The organism is Maridesulfovibrio salexigens DSM 2638 (assembly GCF_000023445.1).
Taxonomy (GTDB): Bacteria; Desulfobacterota; Desulfovibrionia; order Desulfovibrionales; family Desulfovibrionaceae; genus Maridesulfovibrio; species Maridesulfovibrio salexigens.
This window is the reverse complement of record NC_012881.1, coordinates 3,440,681-3,461,255: the sequence shown is the minus strand read 5'-3', so window position 1 is coordinate 3,461,255 and position 20,575 is coordinate 3,440,681. Positions and strand designations below refer to the sequence as shown.

Sequence of the window (20,575 nt, the reverse complement as noted above, 5' to 3'; positions counted from 1 at the left end):
ATAGATGAACTTTTGCGTTAAACAGTTGTTAATTTGAGGTGCCGATGCAAGCTAAAGATTTCGATTCATTTTTTGAAAGATTGAAAGAACATACAGATATTTCCACTCAGGCCCAGCTGGCTCGTGAACTGGGAGTCGGAAGGGCGGCAGTCTCTCTTGTAAAAAAGAAAGGTGCAGTTCCTCCGCGTTGGATTCTTGAGCTTTCCGTGCGCTACAATCTCGATTCTACATGGCTTGAGTCCGGTTTGGGCTCTCCGCGCCCGGAAGTTAATGCCGTGGAGTTCGCAGATGAATTCTCCCGTATACCTAAGGTCGCAGCACGTCTTTCCGCCGGTGGCGGGTCATTTGAAACCGGTGGTGAAATTGAGGGTTTCTATGCCTTCCGTAAAGATTGGATCGGCGGCAAAGGAAATCCGTCTGATATGGTTTTAATGGAAGTTTATGGCAACAGCATGGAGCCGGAATTGAAAGAAGGTGACATCGTTTTGCTGGATCAGTCCCGCAAAGATATTCTTGCCGGTGGTATTTACGCCGTAGGTGTTGAAGATACCGTCATGGTTAAAAGGGTGGAAAAACGGCCCGGGCAGGTCGTTCTGCATAGTGACAACAAAGATTATGCTCCCATATATCTTGGCGGTGATGAGCTTGAGAATGTTCGAGTCCTTGGACAGGTTGTCTGGGTTTCCCGCGAGTATCATTAGTTTTATTTGAATATTGTTTTTTTAGGCCTCCCCTTGGGGAGGCTTTTTTTTGTTCATAATTTAATTGAAGTTAACTTCGGGTAAAGAAATTGTTGTGTAGTGTTTATTTTAAGTTGACACAAATGTTTTGTTGTGATTAATTGAAGTCGTCACATGGCAAGGGCACGCCGGGAAGGCGGATTTAAATCCAGATGAATTCACGAAGCAGGAGTCGGTCATGCAGGAAAGATTTTGCAAATGCGGTAACAGGGTTATGGTCCAGTACCACAGCAAAAAGGACGAAGCATGGTTTACCCGTTTCTGGGTTATGGGGAATACATTCGGTAAGACTATCAGGGTCTGTCCGGTCTGCGGTTCTCCTCTTGATATAAATAGTCTTAAGTAATTATTTCCCGGACGTGGGCAGTTTTAGCTGCATTCAAGTCAGGGTATAAGCTGTGGTCGTTTCTGACTGCGCATACATATTTTATTTTTCTGTGGGCTTCTCCCCTGTTGCCTGCCGGAATACAGCACCGTCTCATCTACACACTTAATCCATCTCTCATCATCATGGCAGGTTGTCCGTCGGGGACAATCTGCCGCCCTTTTTGATATGTGTCTGCGCTGGGGCATCCTGAGCAGGCTGGACCGGAACGCGGCAGGCTGATACACACTTTGTGTTTTGCAGCATTATGCTTGAATTTTCGGAGGTGAATAATGGGTGAATGGTTGGTATATTTTCAGGGGCGGAACCACTCTACAGCTATCAAGCTGAATTTCCTGTGGAAGCAAGATAATATATTCATAATGGATAATCACCGCGCTGCCTTCTGGTGCTGGATGGAAAGTTTGAAAAAAGGCGAAAACCTAAACATTTTCCATGTGGATCGTCATTTTGATGCCTTGTTTTCAGCGCAGGATTATTCTCATTTCCCACATGCTGAATTTGAAGATTTCGGTATCAACGAATATCTTGAGTGCGGATATGACAATGACTTTTTCGCCGTGACTCCGCTTTTCCGCTGGGATAATTATCTCGGCCTTTTCATCGAAAAGTATGGAGAAAGAATTTCAAACTGGGCATTTGCCACTCATGGTAAAGGCTCAGCTCCGCAATCTATCAGCTACGCTGCCTATGAACCTTGGGAGTTTCCCGCAGCACTTGGAGAATTGAAGGGTAGCTGGATTTTTAACCTTGATCTGGATTATTTTTTCGGACGCATGGCTGACGGGAAGATGAATCGACTTTTCACCGATGAGTATATTGAAGGTTGGGGAGCTGAATTGCGCAAGGCTCTTGATGGCGGTGTTATCAAGGTTTTGACCGTAAGTCTCAGTCCAGAATGTGCTGCCGGATGGGAAGGTGCCGAAAATGCTCTGGCTGTTCTTAATCGGGGGCTTAAAATAGAATTTTCCCTGCCCAAGTAGAGATTTAAGTTTGTATATTTATGTGAATATGAAAAACCCCGGTAATCCGTATAGGATTGCCGGGGCTTTTGATTTTATTGCAGGCCGGATTAGTCTTTGTTCCAGACCTTGAATTTGTGGTTGGCGAAAAAGTCAGTGTAAAGTTCTTCCGCTTTTTCCTTGAATTTATCGTCATGCATAATCAGCACGCTCAGGGCTTCATATTTGAAATAAGCGACAACATCATCCCAGTCTATTTCTTCGTTGTGGTCTTTATGTCGGAAGCCTTGCAGGCCCGGTTCTACCAGTTTCTGGGTCATTGGGTCGTCCACCCCGGCAGTTTTGAAAAAATCGCAGATTTCTTTTTTTACTTCTTCCGGCCAGTCTGTTTCGCCAAGTGGGATAAGATCCTGAAATTTGTTCTCTTGACCTTTTTTCAAAATATACATTCTAAACTCCGTATTTCAGTTTCCGTTTATTAAATTTGATTATGGAGTAAAAACATTTGTTTTTCAAGATACACCGGACATCCCAAATCGAAATTAAAGGAAGTTTGCAAGCCGATAATAAAACCGAAATTGCAGTTAATTGTAACCTTCATGTCATGATTTGTGCTCAGGTTCTGCTATTTTCAACTCACCAACACTTCATGTATCTCTCAAGAAAATGTACCAGCCTCTTCCCAGCAATGCCCCCGGTCATCCCTGACACCCAGGCCGGGGGCATTCAGTCTTCAATTCTTGTGAACCTACCGATGATCTGACCTGTTGCCTGATTAGAAGGGGAATCGTCAAACTCAGTTTTCAAGAATGTCAGTGCCGAATAGTCAGGTGAAAATACGAGAGTCCTTATCTGTGAATTACCGCCTCTTTTATATTCGATGATATCGGTTACATAGAGCGAAGAGCCTGATATCGTCACAGATCTATGAACCTCACTCTTATCCAGCATCCATGTTGATTCGAGGTAATCGCCAGTCTGCGGGATAATGTAACTGTCATAATGGCTTTTCCGTTCAGATTCATCTGTATATATATGTAGTTTGGCTTCTGTCGTTACTAATTCCCCTTTGTAGTGAACAGTCACCTTTCCTTTAAAAATTCCTGCAAAGCGGGTATTGTTCTCAACTTTGACTTCTGCCTTATCCTGCGGAGCCTGTTGTTGTGTTGCTTCTTCTGTGTTGGTTCTTTCTGGAAATATTGCCTCATAGCGGGGGCGTTTCAAATCTTTCAGATTTTCAAGCTCTTGAGCTATTGCAGGAGATATTGTGAGCCAGAATATGGATATGGTGGCGATTAATATTTTCATAAATGGAACTCCACGGTTTTACTGACTGTTGTTTTACGCTATGCTGCCAATGGTTTAAATCGTTATTGGAGGATGAATTTATGTTTCGTATTGTTTTTATTCTGATGCTGCTGGGCACAGGTTTACTTGTTTGTGTACCTCATCTTCAGGCTGAAATGAAGATCACTCTTAAAGATGGAAAGGTTATTGAGGTCCCTGTTTCTGAAAAAGATGTAAAGTCCATTGAATACGGTAATCCTCAAGCTGTGCCAGAAGGTGTCGTGCCGGAAAAGGCTATCAGGGTACAGAGTGCTAAATATGGGAACATCAGTTTTGAGCTTGAGGGGGAGCTGGGCTACAAGCAGTATTTCTGCAACGCAAAGGAAACCTTGGTAAAAGAATGTAACGGCAAAAATAAATGCCGTGTAATTGTTGGTAATACCATTTGCGGTGATCCTTATCCCGGGAAGGGTAAATATCTGTACGTGGAATATACCTGTGGCCGGAAGCTCAAAAGGGCAAAAAAGTCCCAAACTGAGGTGATGGTTCTTAGCTGTCCCTAGAATAAAGGCTCTTTCTCCGGCAGGACCATTTTTTGCTTGTAAGAGCAAAGGTGAAATTTATTCCTGCTGGAGGATTGCGTATGAGGAATACCCTTGCGCTGGGCTTGATCCTGCTCAGTGGCATGCTGCTTTTGAATTCAGGATATGATGTTTACCGGTGTTTTGTTCCTAAAAAAATTGCGGAGCCGGTACCGGTAAGACTGGTTCGTATTGAAGGAAAAAATTGCCCTCTTTATTATCCGGAGGGACAGTAAGAAAACTCCCCTGCTGAGATTCAGCGGGGGAGTTTCTTAGTTTGAATGAGTGAATTTGTTGTTGTGTGTTAGTTTATATATATTGTAGATCAGTTCACTGCACTAAAGGTGGAGATGAATTTAAAATCATTGTTTACGTTGTATTAACTTTTTTTGGGAGTATGGAGCAGATATATGTATACATTATTTAAATTTTTCATCTCTGTTTTTGTCTTCCTGTTAATCCTTGTTGCCGGTTATTTCCTGATCAAGTGGTTTACCAATCCGGTCTACCGGATAGGTGATTTGCGAAAAGGTCAGATTCTTAAATTTAACGATGAGACTGAAAGCCAAGAAGTAAATGGCGATAAATTAAAGGTACTAAGTTATAATCTCGGATTTGCAGCCGGCCCAATGCAGCTCACACTGGCAGATGAGCATCCAGAAGATTTTTTTACGGCTAATCTGGATGAATTTATCAATCTGGTCAGGGAAGAAGATGCGAATATTGTATTGCTGCAGGAGGTTGATCTTGATTCCAAGCGTTCATGGTACATGAATCAATTGCAATATATTATGGAACGCTTGGGCTGGGGGTACGCCGCTCCGGTAGTTGACTGGGATATGTATTTCCCCTTGCGCAAAGAACGTAAGATAACCAAAGCCACGGTTGTTATTTCAAAGTTTCCCATTGTTTCTAATGAATACACTCAGACTTCGTGTAAACCTAATTTTGAAAATCGGATATTAAACATTTTTTACTATCCCTTGCTTTGGAAATCGACCATGCAGCGCGTGGAGGTTGAGGTGGCTGGGAAGCGTGTCGGTATTTATAATGTTCACCTTTGTGTTTGGAACCGTGCGGCAAGGGTGGCGCAGGCCGAATATCTTACCGAATGGATAAATAGAGAAAGTCGGGACGTGGATTATCTTGTCGGGGGCGATTTTAATTTTCAGGCCTATATCAGGGGTACGCCTATCCCGGAAAAGGATCTCAGCAAGCCTCCATTCATTAATCAATTCCGTGCAAATTTGGCCGGAGTCAGTGAAATTCTTAGCAGCCCGGATGAGTCAGCTGAAGCACTGCACAAGAATTTTACTTTTGAGGAGCGCAAGCACCGTTACGACTTTCTTTTTTACTCCAAGGGTTTAGTTTTAGAGTCCGCAGAGGTGATTGATACCATTGCATCATCTGACCATTATCCGGTATTTGGTTCTTTTTTGTTTGCAAGAGAGTCTTTTTGATTGATTCAATAACTTAAAAGAGGAGATGTTTGACTGTTTGGATCGTTGAAAAAATGCTACAGTATTTCCGCTATCAATTTAGTGTGATGTCCAAAGGATGTTTTGTACTGTGGGGATGTGATGAATAAAATACTTTTCGTGTTTATGTTATTTTGCTTTTTTTGCAGCACGGCAGTGGCAGGGAAAGTAGAAAATAAGAGTATCATGATTGTCCATAGTTACGGTCTGGATAATATTTGCGGCGATCCGCAGCATCAAGGTGTTGTGGAACGTCTTGCAAAAGCGGGATTTGTCGCAGGCGAAAATTTAACTGTCCATCAGTACGCTATGAGTACAAAAAAGGTGAATAATACCCCGGAACTCATAGCAAAGCAGGTAGAAATAGTTCTTGAAAAAATTGATTCAATCCAGCCCGATGTTCTTGTCCTGCTGGATGACAATGCGTTCAGGACTGTCGGGCTCAAGCTTGTGGACAGTGATACTAATATTGTTTTTTCCGGCCTGAACGGTCAGCCTGAAGATTATGATCGAAAAGTGAAATGGATGGATTCCCGCTCTGCTCCGGGGCATAATATTACCGGGGTGTACGAGAAACTTCATTTTATTGATGCCTGCAAGGTGCAGAAAAAGATCCTGCCGGGACTTAAGAAAATGCTGGTGGTTTCGGATGAATCTCCTACCGGCAGGGCCGTACTCAAGCAGCTGGGACGAGAGATAGACGAAGCCGGGAGTCAACTGGGTATTGAATTTGAAATACGTATTGCAACTTCCTGGGAAGAATACGTGGATATTTTGGGACAGGCTTGTTCCGACTCTACTCTCGGGACCATTTACCCGGCAGCAACTTTGCTGACAGATAAAAATGGTAAGAGTCGTTCAACAGCTGACATAGTAAAATGGACTGTAGCCAATTGCCGTGTACCGGGGATAGCAATTAACTATTCTTTTGCACGTTTAGGGATGCTTGGCGGTGCTGGAGTAGATTTTATTGCTATGGGAAGACAGGCAGGTGCAATGGTTGCCGCTGTTTTGAATGGAACTTCTCCCGGCGATATACCGGTTGAAGAGGCTGAACGTTATGCCCTTGTTTTTAATCTCAAGCGGGCAAAAGAGTTGGGAATGGAAATTCCTGCCGATATTTTGATGGCTGCTGACGTTGTATACAAATAGCTGAAATTCGCGTTGCTGAAATGAGAAATACATCTTCCTACAAGCTTTCAACCCTAGTGGCTGCCGCAATCTGCGGAATGGCTATTGTTACCGCCCTCGCTATGGGGGGAGTATTTTCTTACAGCTATTTTAGTACCCTGAAAAATGAATATCATGATCGGGTGCGGGCTGAGGGGCAGGAAGCCAGTCTTGAACTCTACAGCTTCCTTCACCGTGCAATGGCCCGCCTTGGAGAGTTGAGTAAGGATAACTCCATTCGTGTTGCCATAATGATGGGGGTGGACTACCCGCTATCCGAGAAGCTGTCAGAATATGACCAAGCCCCTTTGGGGATAGATTTTTTTGTGTTGCGTAAAGATGATGGCAGGATTTTTACTTCTTCACCCAGACCGTTTGATGAACCCTTTATCCAGAGTGCGTTAGAAAATTCTCCTCACCGTTGCTCTTTTTGCAGAGTCGGGGATGGTGATTTTATGACCGTGTTTTCACTTCCTATCCGCAGCAGATCCGAGATTGTGGGAAGTGCTGCCTGTCTTGTTGATTTTTCCAGATCTGAGATAGTGACTACATTTCAAAATTCCCATGAAAGCAGGATGGTTCTCTTTGATCAAGGTAAGGCCTATGACCTAATTTCCGGTGAGATTCTGCCTTTGGTTATGGGTGAATCATCAGAGAATAAAGAACTTATAAATGTCCGGATTGGAAAAGAGCAGCAGGGGATTTTGTATCGCAGTGAACTGGTGCCGGGGCTGGCCTATTTTGTTTCCGATGCACGGTTTAATAGTGCGTTGAAGCGTACTTTCTGGCTTTTATTGCCTTTGTTCGGTGTAGTCATAGGGCTTTGCATTGTAGTTTCCATCATTTTGAGCAGCAAACTCACCAGACCGCTACGTGTAATTACTGCTTCCGCCGAGGATATTTCTGAAGGGCAGGAAGGTGATATCCCTGATCGTGACAGTCGCATTTCAGAAATCAACGCATTGGGCAAGGCTCTCTCTTCCATGTTGGAAAACCTTCGTAGAACCCGTGGTCTGGAACAGTATCAGTTCTTTTTTGATAACGTTGATGATTTGGTCTGCATAACCGATATGGATGGCCTTTTTATACGGGTTAACAGCGGTGGTGCTGATTTTCTCGGCTATGGACGTGATGAATTTTTGAAGAAGACCGTCTTTGAGCTTGTTCCTCCGTATGAGAGGGAAAGTTTGCGTGGTCTCATGAACAGTCTTTTTGCTGGCAACAATTCCCTGCAGTTTGAGTGTCCTGCTGTGGCTAAGTCCGGTGAGATTGTCTACACAGATGTCCGTTCCCGGAGAATTACTTATCATGGGCAGGATGTTTTGCTCAGTGTTGTTCGTGATGTGACGGATCGTAAACGCGATGAAGAAGAGTTACAGCATTACGCCGCTGAATTGCTGAAAGCCAAAGAGATTGAAGAGCGCAACTCTGCACATATGGCTGATACCCTCAAGAAGCTTGAGGAGGCTATGACCAGAGCGGAGGTTGCCAACCGTACTAAAAGTGAATTTTTAGCCCAGATGAGCCATGAAATTCGGACACCTATGAATTCAATTCTGGGCATGGCTGATATGCTTACCGATACCAGACTGACCTCGGAACAAAGAAACTATGTTTCCATTTTCAGGGACTCTGGAAAGGCTTTGCTGAATTTAATTGATGATATCCTTGATCTGTCCAAGATCGAGTCCGGTAAACTCACCCTTGAGCATACCAAGTTCAATATTGATGACCTTGTGGATGAAGTCGCAGGCATCATGTCTGTAAGTGCTTGGAAAAAGAATCTGATTTTTGCCTGTCATGTTGATCCCTATTGTCCTTCTTTCTTTGAGGGGGATCCGACAAGGATAAAACAGATTCTGGTTAACCTGCTTAGTAATGCCATTAAATTTACTGATTCCGGCTCAGTTGTGCTGGAGATTTCTTCCTCTCCCGGATCGCAGGGAAAAACTATTCTTAATATGATTGTACGGGATAGCGGGATTGGTATTTCAGAAGAAAAATTCAAAGATATTTTCGAAAATTTTGTACAGGCTGATTCTTCCACGACTCGTAAATACGGTGGAACAGGACTCGGGCTGTCCATAACCCGCAATCTAGTAGAACTTATGAACGGGCATATTGATGTTCGTAATGTTTCGTCCGGCGGAGCGGAATTCCGCACCGATATTGAGCTTGGCAGTATTGATGAAATTGAAGAAGATTCAGGGCTTATTAAGGATGCAATGAAGGACCGTCAGGTTCTGGTTGTCGATGAAAGAGGGCAGGTTCGGGATTACATTTGTAAGTGCCTGCGGGAGTGGGGGGCACATTGCATGGCTTCGGGTGATTTGAATTTTGCCTGTGTGCAGAATGAGTCCTGCCGCAGTAATGCCGAGCTGGTGATTGTTTCCGATCTGCTTGGCGAAGAAGATGGATTGAGTGAAATAGAGTCCATCAAAGCACGGCTTAACAGTGAAAATCCTGTGTTGTGTACTCTCTCTTCTTCGCCCGGAGTTAGTAGTAACAGTCCTGAAATAAATAATATTTTCGGTGTGAAAGGAAGTGTGCACTGGCCTGTGACCCGTGGGGGGCTGCGAAAGGCGATGCTTGGCATCTATGGTGAATCTTCCATTGATGCCGAGAGTCGTGAAGAGACTGTAGAGCTTAAGCCCCTGCGTATCCTTGTGGTGGAAGATTCGGAAAACAACCGAATGTTGCTGGGTTTCTTCCTTAAGGATACTCCATTCAGATTGCGTTATGCCACCAACGGTAATGAAGCTGTGAACATGTACCGTGAAAACAACTTTGATCTGGTGTTGATGGATATCCAGATGCCCGGAAAGGATGGACTTGACGCCACCCGCGAAATCAGAGCTTACGAATGGGAAAATGGATATCCGGCTACACCGATAGTTGCTTTAACAGCCAATGCACGAGAGGAAGACCGGAAAGATTGCCACAAGGCTGGTTGCAGCGGATTTTTACCGAAGCCCATCAAAAAGATCTCTCTGATCAAGGAAATTCTCAGGCATAGCCTGTAGTCCGTATGGACTATTTTTTTTCCATCCAGTTACCCAGTGCTTCCTGCATGGCAGAAGAAGCTAAATGGGCGCAATGAGTTTTGTCCTCGGGCAGTCCGCCGAGTCTTTCGAGGATGTCTTCTCCGTCGATTTCTGATGCTGCGTCAATATTTTTGCCCATGCACAGTTCGCAGACCATGTCGCTGCTGACAATGCTGGGGCCGCATCCGGTGGTGAAGAATGAAGCTTCACTGACGGTGTTATTGTCTATCTTGAGGAATATTTTGATGACATCTCCGCAGTTGCCCCTGACTTCTCCGGTGCTGTCCGGATTTTCCATGGTCCGTGCGTAGGTCGGGTTGTGCCAGCGGGAGGTTTCCTTCCCGAACATATCGTGTGCTGCGTCATCGCATTGCTGCTGAATATTGGAAAGCAGATCGTCAAGATTATCACTCATAAAAAAACTCCTTTTTTAGATAAAGCGTGCAGAGGTTGGCTCAAGGCGGGAAAAAAATCAATCAAACTTTTTGCCGTTTTTTTGCCGTCGGAGTTTAATATTGTAATTATACAGGATTTATTGTTGAATAAAACCAAACCGGAGAATTTCTTCCGGTTGGCTATAAAATGGATTCTAATTGATGGAATTAAGGCAACTGAGATATTTTATTGCCGTAGCCGAGGAACTGCACTTCGGACGTGCGGCCCGCAGGGTACATATTGCCCAGCCTCCTTTTTCGCAGCAGATAAAGGGGCTGGAGGAAGAAGTTGGTGCGCGCCTGCTGGAGCGCAACAGCCGTAAAGTTCGTCTGACCAATGAAGGACGTTATTTTTACAAACAGGCTCTGGATATAGTGGCTCAAGCTGAAGAAGCAGCGGCTACTGTCGGCAGGATGGCCAAAGGCGAATACGGCAATATAAAGGTCGGATTCATGGAGATTGCTATGGACAGCCTTTTGCCGGAGGCTGTTCGTTCTTTCAGCCATAGATATCCCGGAGTTTCGGTTCGGCTCAGTCAGTTCGGTGCTTCCATTCAGCTGGAGAGGATTCATTCCGGTGAGTTGGATGTGGGGTTTTCGACGGTTTACCTGCGCGCTATGGAGGGGTTGTCTTCAGTTAAGCTCTTCTCCAGGAAACATGTTCTCGCAGTTCCGGAAGACCATATCTTTACGGCTGAAAAAAGCGTATCATTGAAAGAAATCGCGAGGGAGAACCTGCTTATGTTTCCCCGTAGCGGACAGCCGGATTTGTATGACTCAATCATGCAAGCCTTTACTTCCCGTGGATTGGTGCCGAAGGTCAGGCAGGAAATTTCCGGTCTTTCCGGTGCCTCGGCTCTGATTTCATCCGGTATGGGGGTAACGTTTCTACCGGAAAACAGCCGTGTGGCACGAAAGGGTATTGCCATGGTCCCCATAAGTGATGACTTTCCGCGTATGGACATCTTTATGGTATGGAACAGTGAGGATTACTCCAATACGGCGGGAGTTTTTATGGAATGGGTTGCGGATTATTTCTCGGTATCAAAAGCCTTTGCAGGGAAAGTCAGCGGTTAGAAGTTTTTAGGGTTGGTAAATGACTGATATTCTGGACGGACTTGAAATTTCATGGATTCCTTCTATTACTGAAGTCGATCGTGATGAATGGAACCTTCTCGCAAAGGAATTGAATTTTCCTTTTCTTGAGTGGGACTGGTTGCGACTTATTGAGCAGAGCAGGAGCGCCACGCCGGAAACAGGTTGGCTTACCGCTCACTTACTTGTTCGTTCCGAGGGGCGTCTGGTAGGCGCGGCTCCTCTTTTTGTCCGGGATCAGAGTGAGGGGGAATTTATTTTTGACCGGGTTTGGGTGGAGGTGGCTCAGAAAGGTGGGATGGCCTATTACCCCAAGATTGTAGGCATGAGTCCTTATACGCCTGCATCCGGTTATCGTTTTATGGTAACTCCCGGTGCCTCTGCGAAAAGAATTACCGCATTAATAAGCCAGACCCTCGACCGTTTCTGTTCAATTAACGGACTGGGCAGTTGTGCCTTTAATTTTGTTGACCCGGATTGGGGCATTGAAATGGAGGCCTACGGTTATGCTGCATGGAAACATCAGGGCTATGTTTGGACCAATGACGATTACCGGGACTTTGACCATTGGCTGACAACCTTGAACAGTAACAGGCGCAAGACCGTCCGGCGTGAACGTAAGGCTTTGCGGAGCGACAATATCCGCGTGCTGACTTTGACAGGTTACGAAATACCGGATCGTTATTTCGACCTCATGTATAGCTGTTACGTTTCCACCAATGATAAGTTCGGGGTCTGGAGCTGCAAATACCTTACACCTGATTTCTTTGAGATGCTGAAGCAGAGCATGCGGGAAAATCTGATGTTCACCGTAGCCTTACGGGGAGATGACCCTAACCCGTTGGCTCTTTCAATGTTTGTGTTTTCCGGTGACCGCCTCTGGGGCAGGTACTGGGGATGTTTTGAAGAAGTCCGTTTTCTCCACTTTGAACTTTGTTATTACGCACCCATTGAATGGGCTGTTGCTAACGGGATAAGTCTTTACGATCCCGGTATGGGCGGTGAACATAAGGCTAGACGCGGATTTTTTTCCACCCCCTCCTATAGTCTGCACAAGTTTACCGATCCGTCTATGGACCTGACTTTCAAGACTTATATTCAGGAAGTGAACAATCTTGAAAACGGATACATCAGCGAGATGAATGATCTCATGCCCGTAGGACGTTTGGGCGGAGAAAAAGATTAATCCCGCAAGTTCAGCAGAAATTCCCTTACCTTAATGTCATGGCGACAGGTCTGCTCATAGCCTTCAAAGCGGTGGTCGGTATTGTAGGAAATGATATCAGCCCCGGCTTTTCTCAGTATTGATTTCATGATTTTTTGATCAAGAAGCTCGTCCTGTTCGCCGATCAGGGCCAGTACTTCTCCGCTACGAACTCCTTTTTCCGCAATTCCCCTATTCAATTCATCTTCCACTTCTGCAAAGCGGTTTACGTGATCTTCGGAAATGAGGATGCTGTCACCGTTGGCAAATTCGTATGTATCGCCCAGACGGTTGCGGACCAATGCTGCCGGAGTCAACGCCGGATTAATGAGCAGGGCCGGGACAGAATGCCTGAAATGCATAATCAGTGAATACAGTCCGCCCATGGATGAACCTTGCAGGACCAATGGCCTGTTCATGTTTTCCAGCACAATGGTCTCGATGATTTCAAGGGACTCTATCGGGTCCGGTGGCAGGTCCGGGCTGATAAGTTCATGTTCGGGGAAGTTCTCGCTCAGTGCAGCAGCCTTGGAGTTTGCGCCTGAAGATCCAAATCCATGTATGTTAAGAAAAATGTTTTTCATATCAGTGAGATTGAGGTATGTTGTTTGCTAATTATGAAAATAGAATATGTCGGATATATTGCCCTGAATAATAAAAAGGGTGCCGGTCTGCAAGGAAAACAGGAAATGTTTTCGCAGAATAAGCCGTAACCTATGTTCTTGTTCAGGTCTCTTTTTATGACATGATTTTCCTGTATTTTCTTGCGGTTGGGCAATTTCCAAAAGTACAGTAAAAAATAGGCGGGACGTTAGTGAGCAAAGAGCATCCGGAAATTGTTTTTTTCAGCGGGGGGACGGCTTTGAACGGGTTGGCCGCCGAGCTCGCGAAAGTCAATCCGAAGTGTGCTTATATCATCACCACTTTTGATTCCGGTGGCAGTTCTGCTGCTCTGCGTGAAGTCTTTGACATGCCTGCTGTGGGGGATGTCCGCAACCGTCTGCTTGCCCTTGCGGATAAGGAAAATCCCGATAAAGCGAATATTGTGGAACTCCTTGCCACCCGTTTGCCGCGCTATGCTGACAAGACCGCTCTCTACGGACAGCTTTCCCATCTTGCCAACGGTTCACATTCCTTGATGGACGGTTTTTCCGAAATAGTACGAAAAATACTTTCTGATCGTTTTGCTCTTTTTATTGAACTGGCCGGTGATAATTTTGATCCGGTTAATGCAAGTCTTGGAAATATTGTCCTTGCAGCAGGATTTATGGCCCATCAGCGAATACTTGCCCCTCCTATCGCTCAGCTTTCCCGACTTATCGGGGCACGGGGGATTGTCCGGGCTTCCACAGTGGATAACGGGCATCTGGCTGTTCGTCTGGAAAATGGCGAAATTCTGGCCGGACAGCATCAATTCACAGGCAAGGAGACTGATCCGATATCCTCCCCTATCGATGGTATGTGGATTTGTTCCGGGGTGGATGATCCTTGGCCGCGTCCGGTTCATGGCTCTTCGCTGGCCATAAATCTGGTTAATAATGCGGATATGATCGTTTATCCCATGGGTAGTTTCTATTCCAGCATGCTGGCAGCCATTTCTCCCCAGGGATTGGGGAATGCTATTTCACTAAATCCCTGTCCCAAAGTATTCATTCCCAATATGGGCTTCGACCCGGAACTGATCGGGCACAGTATTAATTTGCAGGTTGAGCGGCTGCTTGAAGTCTTGCGTATGGACAATTCCGCTTATATCGGATCGGAAGCAGTGCTTAATTACATTCTTATTGATTCTGAGAATGGTACTTATCAGGAAGAACCGGATTTGGCTGCCTTGGAAAAGTTTCCTTTGAAAGTAATTGACCGCACATTGGTTTCAGACGAGTCTGATGGTCTTATTGACCCGCAACTGCTGGCTCCGATACTTTTGGAACTGGCATCAGTGAAGAACTAGGATTCGTAAATAAGAGAAGGATATTTTCTATGTATATAGGTGCCCATATGCCCATAACCGGCGGGGTGGATAAGGCTGTAGAGCGGATTATGTCTGTCGGCGGAACAGCTTTGCAGATTTTTACCCGCAACCAGCGTCAGTGGAAGGTGAAGCCACTTGAAGAAAAGGTAGTGAAAAATTTCAAGACATTGCGAGAAGAATGGGGCAACTATCCGGTCAGCGTCCATGATTCATATCTCATAAACCTTGCTTCTCCTAAAGCGGACAGTGCTGAAAAATCAGTGAAAGCCTTTGCTGAAGAATTGCGTCGTACTGAAAAGCTGGGCATTGAATATCTGGTTACCCATCCCGGATCTCATCTTGGTTCCGGTAAGGTTGAAGCCCTGGAGCGGTATGTTGCAAATCTGGATCAGGCTATTGCCCTTTCGGAAACCGAAGAAGTAAAAGTACTTATTGAGAATACTGCCGGACAGGGAACCAATCTGGGCAGCAGGTTCGGGGAACTGGCTACTATTCTGGAAGATTCCGGCTATACATCAAGAATGGGAGTTTGTTTTGACACCTGCCATGCGTTTGCTGCCGGCTACGACCTTCGCAGTGCAGAGTCATGTGCTGAGGTGTTCGAACGTTTTGACAAATTGATCGGACTTGATTTTATCCGTTTTTTTCATCTCAATGACAGTAAGCAGGAGCTTGGTTCCAATAAGGACCGTCATGAACATATCGGGCAGGGCAGTATCGGACTTGATGGATTCAGGTATATAATCAATGACACACGGTTTGCTGCTGTGGCCAAGGTTATAGAAACTCCGAAAGAAGATGATCCCGATTTTAAGCTCGATAAAATGAATATTGATCTTTTGCGTTCCCTGCATGAATAGCAGGGATCAGAAACAGGTGTCCTCGGCTGGCTGAAAGACTGTCTCCAAACCGTCTTTCCCGCCGGGATGCCTATTTCCCATTTTGGAATTAAAGATTTTCAAGGCAGCTTTTCAGAGTGGAAACTCCACATGAGTGGAACATATGCAGAGGTATCTGCTTGGCCTTGGTGTATTTTACGATATCTTTTTTAGCCGCATGGGAGATCTGGTTGGTGAAGATAATAACATGATCGGCACTGCCTAGTTTCGCAGAAACCTTATTTTCTTTTCCCGTGAATACTTTAAGTTTAACGCCTTTTTCCTTGGCAGAAACAATGTAATCCCTTTTAAGTCTGTCCATTCCACCGATAAGAGCTGCGCACATAATTGCCTCCATTTTTTTTGGGTGTTTTTCATTATTTAGTGAAAATGATTTTCAGTGTCAAGTAAGGGTTTGTTTTTTTTTAAAATTGTGCGAAAAATAAGCCTAAGTATGCTAAGATTGTTACAATATTTTTAATTTAGGCATATAGTTCACCTTAGATCGAATTAATCTATCACGAAATTTAGGGCTGTTTATTTGTCCAATGGTTTAATTTTGCCTCTCCAGTAACGGAAAGATCTGATTTGATGAGTAAAAATAAGACTAGCCATAAGAGCCGTTCGGGTTACCGTATCCTTCTGATCTGTACGATTTTAATCTTTGCCGGATTTGTCGGACTGATTTTGTGGACGGGGTATTCCTCCCAGTTGCAGGTACGGAATACTGCCCGCGAATTGTTTGTCGGTGAATCCGCCAAACGTGCTATGGCCGTAAGTTTTTATTATTCCAAACGTGTTTCTGAATTGAAGCGAGTGGCTGCCAGTAAGTCTGTACGTTCCCTGCTCAATGTTTTGAAAGAAGGAGAAGGGGAGATTGTCCAACAAGCTCCGGCAATAGCCGGAGATATATGTTCTTTGCTTAGCCGGACTCTGGCTAAGAGAAGTCTTGGGGACGAACTGGTTTTTTCACGGATTGCCGTACTTGATAAAGATGGTGATCTGATTTTGGATTCTGATAGCGAGTGTCTGCTGAATGCAGATGATTATGAGTTTTCCAAATATAGGGTTCGGTATGGGACGCCTGCTTTTTTTGCCGGGGAATATGGCGGGGAGCTTTCTATTGTCGTCAGTGTCCCTATTGATGTCTCGCAGGGGATAAGGGGAACTGTTGTCGGCTGGACCAGAGTTGAAAGTTTGCACCGAAGCCTTGAGTTAATGACGGTATCTCCTTCCGTGGGTACTGATTTCTTGCGTGTGGGCGGGGCTGTAGTCGCTGTATCAGACCATTCTGCCCGTCAGAGCGGTGAATTGCTGCTCATGGATGTTCTTCATGACTGGGACGGCCTTACTGTTCTGGAAGCCGGTAAATCTGGCCGTGAAGTTGACTATCTGGCTATTTCCTCGCCGGTTCAGGGGACATCACTCAGTGTTATAAGTCTGGTTGAAGAGGAACAGTTCTTCGGATTTTTAAGTATCAGGATGCAGTTTGCACTGTACCTGTTTATCTTCATTTTGATTTCAGTCGGTTGTTTCTGGCTTATCCGGGGAGTGCTGCGAAATAAGATTTATGAAGCTCGAATGCAGGAGGCCTCCCGCAGAATAGATGAGGTTAACAGGCAGAAGGACAAGGTCGAGCAGGAGATCAGGAATCGACATCTTGCGGATGCCTTGCGCAGACGGGCTGAGATTAAGTTTCGCGATATTTTTGATAATGCCCCCATGGGAATTTTTCAGGCGACTTTGGACGGAAGTTATCTGACTGCAAACAAAGCTCTTGCGGAATTATACGGCTATGAGAACAGCGATGAACTGATCTCGGAAGTTTCCAGTGTCGGCGATCAGGTTTATATGAATAGTCAGGACTGGCAGCGGTGTGTGCAGATGCTTCGTTTTGCCGGGCAGGTTGCTTCGTATGAAGTTGAATGCCAGCGCAAGGATGGTGGCACGGTCTGGACCTCCAGAGATATGAGGCTTGTTGAGTCTGAACCGGGAATGTCTGCGTATGTGGAAGGGTTTGTCATTGATGTAACTGCCCGGAAAAAGGCAGAAAAAGAGCAACAGAAAAGTGAGTGGCGGTTTAGGTCCCTTTTTGAGAATTCCCCTGTTGCCCTATGGGAACTCGATCTGAGTTCAGTAAAAGAGATTTTTGATTCGTATGGCCCGGACATGTTGCCGGTTATCCGTGAAGAGCTTTTATCTGATCATAAATCTGTGTCCCGATGCGTAGAGAACATACGAATAATTGATGCAAATAACCGCACCATAGAATTTTTTGGGACATCTTCCCTTGAACAACTGATTGATGTCGGTTTCTCTCCCTATGTTACCCAGCATTCATGGCGTATTTACAGGACTGTTTTTCTGGATTTGCTCAAAGGAGCCGAGAGGCATCGCAGTGAATTTAGTTTTCTGCGTCTGGATGGCAGGGAGCAGTTTTTTATTCTCAACCTGACCATTGTTCCGGGGTGTGAAGATTCTTGGGAGCGCGTTCTTGTTGCTGTCGAAGATATTTCTGAACTGAAAAGGATTGAGAAAGAACTGAGAAGCAGCAGGGAAGAGGCGCAGGAAGCAAATGAGGCCAAAGGACGCTTTCTGGCAAACATGACCCACGAATTCAGAACTCCCATGAATGCGGTTAAGGGTATGGTTCAGTTGCTTCAACGCTCTGAATTGACTTCTGAGCAGCAGGAAAATCTAAGGTTGATTAAGTCTTCAGTAGACAGCCTGCTGGTTATTGTTAATGACATCCTTGATTATTCTAAGCTTGATTCTGTCCATATGGAATTAAATGAGGAGAATATCGACTTCCCGGCTTTCCTGCGGGAGATGGGGGATGTTGTAGATATCGGCGCCATGAATAAGCCTTTGCAGGTGATCCTTGAAGCTGAGAATGTGCCGGATTGTGTACGTGTGGACAGTCTCCGGTTGCGTCAGGTTCTGGTTAATCTGCTTGGAAACGGGGTCAAGTTTACCGATAAAGGAAATGTTACCCTTAGATGCAGGCCGGAGGGTCCTGAAGGTGAAGGGGGCAAGCTCAGATTGCTTTTCGAGGTTTCGGATACAGGAATAGGTCTGCCTAAAGATGGTGCGGAATCATTATTTGAATCTTTTGTTCAGGCCGACCCGAGCATTACCAGAAAATACGGTGGTACCGGCCTTGGACTGGCTATTTGCTATAAGCTGGTCAAGCATCTGGGCGGAGAACTTTCAGCCCGGAATAATGAGCAGGGCGGTGCTTTATTTTCTTTTGTCCTGCCTGTGGAAGTATGCCGAAACTTTAATCAGCCGCAGGAAGTTGCGGATGGTTCCGAAGAAGATTTTGATTCAGTTGATTATTCCGACCTGAAAGTCATGGTGGCCGAAGATAGCAAGATGAACCGTATTCTGTTGCGCAAGGTTTTTGAAAAGAACGGCCTTAAAAATTATGTGATGGTCGAAAATGGCAAGGATGCGGTGGATACGTTCAATGAATCTGATGATTTCGATATAATCTTTATGGATATCCAGATGCCTGTGCTAGATGGCTTTGAAGCTGCGCGCGCAATACGTAAAACCCATTCTCCGGTCAGGATAGTGGCTCTTACAGCCAATGTAGGCGAAGATTTCCTGCAGAAGTGTTTTGACAGCGGAATGGATTCACGCATCACTAAGCCTTTTAATGTTGATGATTTACTGGCTGAGCTGGCTAAGGTTATCAAGTCTTAGCGCGTGAAATTCTGTTTTTCACAGCATAGCGGCTATTTTTCTGTGTCCGATATTTCTTGAACGGTTTTGATTACGATGGTAATTCCCTAATCGTGGCGTAGACTATTAGTGAACTGGTAGTCTTTTAGTTTAGTGATTTTACAGGCGAATTACGATGATAAAGGCTCTTGCACAGAAAAAATATAATTATTTACGTGTGGCCCCTTTACCTCATTTTGTTCTGGGGCTTTGTATCGGCATGGTCGTGACCTTGGCATGGCTTGCTGCTGAATTTTACCGTGATGGGCATAGTCTGGGGTTTATTACCTCGGCTGCTATTGCCATGAGCTGGGTGACCGGAGCTTTCTTCTCCGTAGCTGACATTATCAGCCGTTACCGCGAATATTTGCGTATCCGTAAAATGCTCGTCGATAAAGGGTTCAGCGATAAAATATTCAAAGCTGTTGCTACTTCAAGATGCCAGCGCGATGCCGCTCTATGGGCCGCAAGGCAGACCGGATATGGCTGTCTTGCCAAAAAGGTATACCACCGTCTGGGATACCGCTGGTATCATGTCATGCCGGATATGCTGGTCCGAAATCCCTTCCGGATTTTTACTCCGAAATTTCTACGCACGGCTTTCATGCCCGGTAAGCGTGTTAATGAAGAAAAATAAAATTCCCCCCATTTTCTATAGAAAATGGGGGGAATTTCTTAATGCGTATTAGGACGGGCGCGGAAAATGAATTTTCCGTCCTGTTCTTCGGCTACGGATTTATGCCGTGGCGGGATATTGCGGTACCTTACCGCCGGATGCCCAAGGAACAAAGCTCCGTGGGCCATATGTCCTTCAGGAACTCCAAGGTAATCCAGCACTTTCTGACTGTATGCCGCTGCCAGCACCACATATCCGGCCCAGCATGTTCCATATCCTTTAGCATGAGCCGCAATTTCAAGGGTGTTAGTGGCAATTACAGTGTCCGCCTGCGGGGTGATACCCAGCTTCGGTGCCCATGCAACCGCAACAGCAGGAGCATCGCGACAGATCACGTCTTTCCCTTTTTTCCAGGTGTTGACCAAACCCGCAAGGAACAGCTTTTCCGCCAGTGGGTTCTTCTGCTTCACCATTTCTTCCATCCATTCAACAACGACTTTTCCCAGTTCAAGGACCTTTTCAGGCGTATCAAGGACTGTCCATGAAACAGGCTGGGCACTGTGACCGGAAGGAGCATAGGCTGCGGTGTGGATAAGCTCGCCTACCTCATCTGCGCTGATATTCTTCTTTTTGAATTTACGCACAGAGCGGCGGGTTTTGATCAGTGTTTCAACAGCAGCGGAGTCAGGAAGGTCTTCTTTGCTGAAGGGCTCTGCAGCTTGGCCTTCAAAGGCGCTCAGAGTGATGGCCCCGGTGGGGCAGATGGCCATACAGTGGCCGCAATTGATACAGTAGTTGGTTTTCTTAGGGTGGACTACGGGGACTTGCCCTTTTTTTTCCACGGTCAGGACCATGAGCGGGCATTCATGTACACAAAGTTCGTCCCTTTTACAGAGTTCAGTGTCAATAATAACTGGTAACATTTAAGTGTCCTGTGTTTGTGTGGTGAATTTGGTATTCGGAATAAATAAGCATTGTTCGTGGTTTGACCAGCGTAAAATGG

The 20,575-nt window shown here is 45.5% G+C and carries 20 protein-coding genes; 14 read left to right on the top strand and 6 right to left on the bottom strand.

Annotated elements, in window-relative coordinates; genetic code table 11:
* Positions 1-44: 44 nt before the first annotated feature.
* From DESAL_RS15805 to DESAL_RS15800, 3 genes are all read left to right on the top strand, one after another.
* A complete protein-coding gene (locus DESAL_RS15805) occupies positions 45-701 on the top strand; it encodes a LexA family transcriptional regulator (RefSeq protein WP_015852979.1) in 657 nt (218 codons plus the stop codon).
* A 217-nt stretch (positions 702-918) separates the two neighbouring features.
* A complete protein-coding gene (locus DESAL_RS20370; protein ID WP_015852978.1) occupies positions 919-1,086 on the top strand; it encodes a hypothetical protein in 168 nt (55 codons plus the stop codon).
* Between the two features lie 311 nt (positions 1,087-1,397).
* Entirely contained in the window at positions 1,398-2,108 is a 711-nt protein-coding gene (locus DESAL_RS15800) for a peptide arginase family protein (protein WP_015852977.1), read from the top strand.
* A gap of 89 nt (positions 2,109-2,197) precedes the next feature.
* On the opposite strand, the gene DESAL_RS15795 is transcribed toward DESAL_RS15800, so the two are convergent.
* Both DESAL_RS15795 and DESAL_RS15790 read right to left on the bottom strand, forming a co-directional pair.
* Complete coding sequence (locus tag DESAL_RS15795) at positions 2,198-2,536, bottom strand: hypothetical protein (protein WP_015852976.1); 339 nt, start codon at positions 2,534-2,536, stop codon at positions 2,198-2,200.
* Positions 2,537-2,813: 277 nt separating this feature from the next.
* Complete coding sequence (locus DESAL_RS15790) at positions 2,814-3,395, bottom strand: hypothetical protein (RefSeq protein ID WP_015852975.1); 582 nt, start codon at positions 3,393-3,395, stop codon at positions 2,814-2,816.
* An 80-nt stretch (positions 3,396-3,475) separates the two neighbouring features.
* Here DESAL_RS15790 and DESAL_RS15785 point away from each other — a divergent pair, with 80 nt between their 5' ends.
* From DESAL_RS15785 to DESAL_RS15770, 5 genes are all read left to right on the top strand, one after another.
* A complete protein-coding gene (locus DESAL_RS15785; protein ID WP_015852974.1) occupies positions 3,476-3,937 on the top strand; it encodes a hypothetical protein in 462 nt (153 codons plus the stop codon).
* A gap of 80 nt (positions 3,938-4,017) precedes the next feature.
* Positions 4,018-4,191 (top strand): hypothetical protein, encoded by a 174-nt coding sequence (locus DESAL_RS20365; protein ID WP_015852973.1) that lies wholly within the window; start codon positions 4,018-4,020, stop codon positions 4,189-4,191.
* A gap of 174 nt (positions 4,192-4,365) precedes the next feature.
* Positions 4,366-5,415 carry an endonuclease/exonuclease/phosphatase family protein gene (locus DESAL_RS15780; RefSeq protein WP_015852972.1) on the top strand — a complete coding sequence of 350 codons (1,050 nt, stop codon included), beginning with the start codon at positions 4,366-4,368 and terminating at the stop codon, positions 5,413-5,415.
* Positions 5,416-5,589: 174 nt separating this feature from the next.
* Positions 5,590-6,585: an ABC transporter substrate-binding protein gene (locus DESAL_RS15775; protein ID WP_245543753.1), complete on the top strand. Its 996-nt coding sequence runs from the start codon at positions 5,590-5,592 to the stop codon at positions 6,583-6,585.
* A gap of 20 nt (positions 6,586-6,605) precedes the next feature.
* Positions 6,606-9,626, top strand: coding sequence for a response regulator (locus DESAL_RS15770; RefSeq protein ID WP_015852970.1), 3,021 nt, complete (start codon positions 6,606-6,608; stop codon positions 9,624-9,626).
* Between the two features lie 10 nt (positions 9,627-9,636).
* Here the strand turns inward: DESAL_RS15770 and DESAL_RS15765 are convergent, their stop codons facing one another.
* Complete coding sequence (locus DESAL_RS15765; protein ID WP_015852969.1) at positions 9,637-10,062, bottom strand: iron-sulfur cluster assembly scaffold protein; 426 nt, start codon at positions 10,060-10,062, stop codon at positions 9,637-9,639.
* A 181-nt stretch (positions 10,063-10,243) separates the two neighbouring features.
* Between DESAL_RS15765 and DESAL_RS15760 the strand changes: the two genes are divergently transcribed.
* Positions 10,244-11,158, top strand: coding sequence for a LysR family transcriptional regulator (locus tag DESAL_RS15760; RefSeq protein ID WP_015852968.1), 915 nt, complete (start codon positions 10,244-10,246; stop codon positions 11,156-11,158).
* Between the two features lie 19 nt (positions 11,159-11,177).
* Positions 11,178-12,362 (top strand): GNAT family N-acetyltransferase, encoded by a 1,185-nt coding sequence (locus tag DESAL_RS15755; RefSeq protein WP_015852967.1) that lies wholly within the window; start codon positions 11,178-11,180, stop codon positions 12,360-12,362.
* Here the strand turns inward: DESAL_RS15755 and DESAL_RS15750 are convergent.
* Positions 12,359-12,964: a YqiA/YcfP family alpha/beta fold hydrolase gene (locus DESAL_RS15750; protein ID WP_015852966.1), complete on the bottom strand. Its 606-nt coding sequence runs from the start codon at positions 12,962-12,964 to the stop codon at positions 12,359-12,361. The two genes, DESAL_RS15755 and DESAL_RS15750, sit on opposite strands and share 4 nt — an antisense overlap.
* A 230-nt stretch (positions 12,965-13,194) precedes the next feature.
* On the opposite strand from DESAL_RS15750, the gene DESAL_RS15745 reads away from it, so the two are divergent.
* A complete protein-coding gene (locus DESAL_RS15745; protein ID WP_015852965.1) occupies positions 13,195-14,331 on the top strand; it encodes a GAK system CofD-like protein in 1,137 nt (378 codons plus the stop codon).
* 29 nt (positions 14,332-14,360) lie between these two features.
* Positions 14,361-15,212, top strand: coding sequence for a deoxyribonuclease IV (locus tag DESAL_RS15740; protein WP_015852964.1), 852 nt, complete (start codon positions 14,361-14,363; stop codon positions 15,210-15,212).
* Positions 15,213-15,300: 88 nt separating this feature from the next.
* Here DESAL_RS15740 and DESAL_RS15735 read toward each other — a convergent pair whose 3' ends face one another.
* The gene (locus tag DESAL_RS15735) at positions 15,301-15,576 is read right to left on the bottom strand and encodes a DUF2325 domain-containing protein (RefSeq protein WP_015852963.1); all 276 of its coding nucleotides are present in this window, start codon (positions 15,574-15,576) and stop codon (positions 15,301-15,303) included.
* A gap of 245 nt (positions 15,577-15,821) precedes the next feature.
* Between DESAL_RS15735 and DESAL_RS15730 the strand changes: the two genes are divergently transcribed.
* Both DESAL_RS15730 and DESAL_RS15725 read left to right on the top strand, forming a co-directional pair.
* A complete protein-coding gene (locus DESAL_RS15730; RefSeq protein WP_015852962.1) occupies positions 15,822-18,938 on the top strand; it encodes a PAS domain-containing hybrid sensor histidine kinase/response regulator in 3,117 nt (1,038 codons plus the stop codon).
* A gap of 154 nt (positions 18,939-19,092) precedes the next feature.
* Positions 19,093-19,593, top strand: a complete 501-nt coding sequence (locus DESAL_RS15725) for a hypothetical protein (RefSeq protein WP_015852961.1) — start codon at positions 19,093-19,095, stop codon at positions 19,591-19,593.
* Positions 19,594-19,631: 38 nt separating this feature from the next.
* Here DESAL_RS15725 and DESAL_RS15720 read toward each other — a convergent pair whose 3' ends face one another.
* Positions 19,632-20,495, bottom strand: coding sequence for a nitroreductase family protein (locus DESAL_RS15720; protein WP_015852960.1), 864 nt, complete (start codon positions 20,493-20,495; stop codon positions 19,632-19,634).
* Positions 20,496-20,575: the final 80 nt, after the last annotated feature.

What these genes read in the sequence shown, in the direction of transcription:
- DESAL_RS15805 (WP_015852979.1), top strand. Translation starts at nt 45, where the DNA reads ATGCAAGCTAAAGATTTCGATTCATTTTTTGAAAGATTGAAAGAACAT.
- DESAL_RS20370 (WP_015852978.1), top strand. Translation starts at nt 919, where the DNA reads ATGCAGGAAAGATTTTGCAAATGCGGTAACAGGGTTATGGTCCAGTAC.
- DESAL_RS15800 (WP_015852977.1), top strand. Translation starts at nt 1,398, where the DNA reads ATGGGTGAATGGTTGGTATATTTTCAGGGGCGGAACCACTCTACAGCT.
- DESAL_RS15795 (WP_015852976.1), bottom strand. Translation starts at nt 2,536, where the DNA reads ATGTATATTTTGAAAAAAGGTCAAGAGAACAAATTTCAGGATCTTATC.
- DESAL_RS15790 (WP_015852975.1), bottom strand. Translation starts at nt 3,395, where the DNA reads ATGAAAATATTAATCGCCACCATATCCATATTCTGGCTCACAATATCT.
- DESAL_RS15785 (WP_015852974.1), top strand. Translation starts at nt 3,476, where the DNA reads ATGTTTCGTATTGTTTTTATTCTGATGCTGCTGGGCACAGGTTTACTT.
- DESAL_RS20365 (WP_015852973.1), top strand. Translation starts at nt 4,018, where the DNA reads ATGAGGAATACCCTTGCGCTGGGCTTGATCCTGCTCAGTGGCATGCTG.
- DESAL_RS15780 (WP_015852972.1), top strand. Translation starts at nt 4,366, where the DNA reads ATGTATACATTATTTAAATTTTTCATCTCTGTTTTTGTCTTCCTGTTA.
- DESAL_RS15770 (WP_015852970.1), top strand. Translation starts at nt 6,606, where the DNA reads ATGAGAAATACATCTTCCTACAAGCTTTCAACCCTAGTGGCTGCCGCA.
- DESAL_RS15765 (WP_015852969.1), bottom strand. Translation starts at nt 10,062, where the DNA reads ATGAGTGATAATCTTGACGATCTGCTTTCCAATATTCAGCAGCAATGC.
- DESAL_RS15760 (WP_015852968.1), top strand. Translation starts at nt 10,244, where the DNA reads ATGGAATTAAGGCAACTGAGATATTTTATTGCCGTAGCCGAGGAACTG.
- DESAL_RS15755 (WP_015852967.1), top strand. Translation starts at nt 11,178, where the DNA reads ATGACTGATATTCTGGACGGACTTGAAATTTCATGGATTCCTTCTATT.
- DESAL_RS15750 (WP_015852966.1), bottom strand. Translation starts at nt 12,964, where the DNA reads ATGAAAAACATTTTTCTTAACATACATGGATTTGGATCTTCAGGCGCA.
- DESAL_RS15740 (WP_015852964.1), top strand. Translation starts at nt 14,361, where the DNA reads ATGTATATAGGTGCCCATATGCCCATAACCGGCGGGGTGGATAAGGCT.
- DESAL_RS15735 (WP_015852963.1), bottom strand. Translation starts at nt 15,576, where the DNA reads ATGTGCGCAGCTCTTATCGGTGGAATGGACAGACTTAAAAGGGATTAC.
- DESAL_RS15730 (WP_015852962.1), top strand. Translation starts at nt 15,822, where the DNA reads ATGAGTAAAAATAAGACTAGCCATAAGAGCCGTTCGGGTTACCGTATC.
- DESAL_RS15725 (WP_015852961.1), top strand. Translation starts at nt 19,093, where the DNA reads ATGATAAAGGCTCTTGCACAGAAAAAATATAATTATTTACGTGTGGCC.
- DESAL_RS15720 (WP_015852960.1), bottom strand. Translation starts at nt 20,495, where the DNA reads ATGTTACCAGTTATTATTGACACTGAACTCTGTAAAAGGGACGAACTT.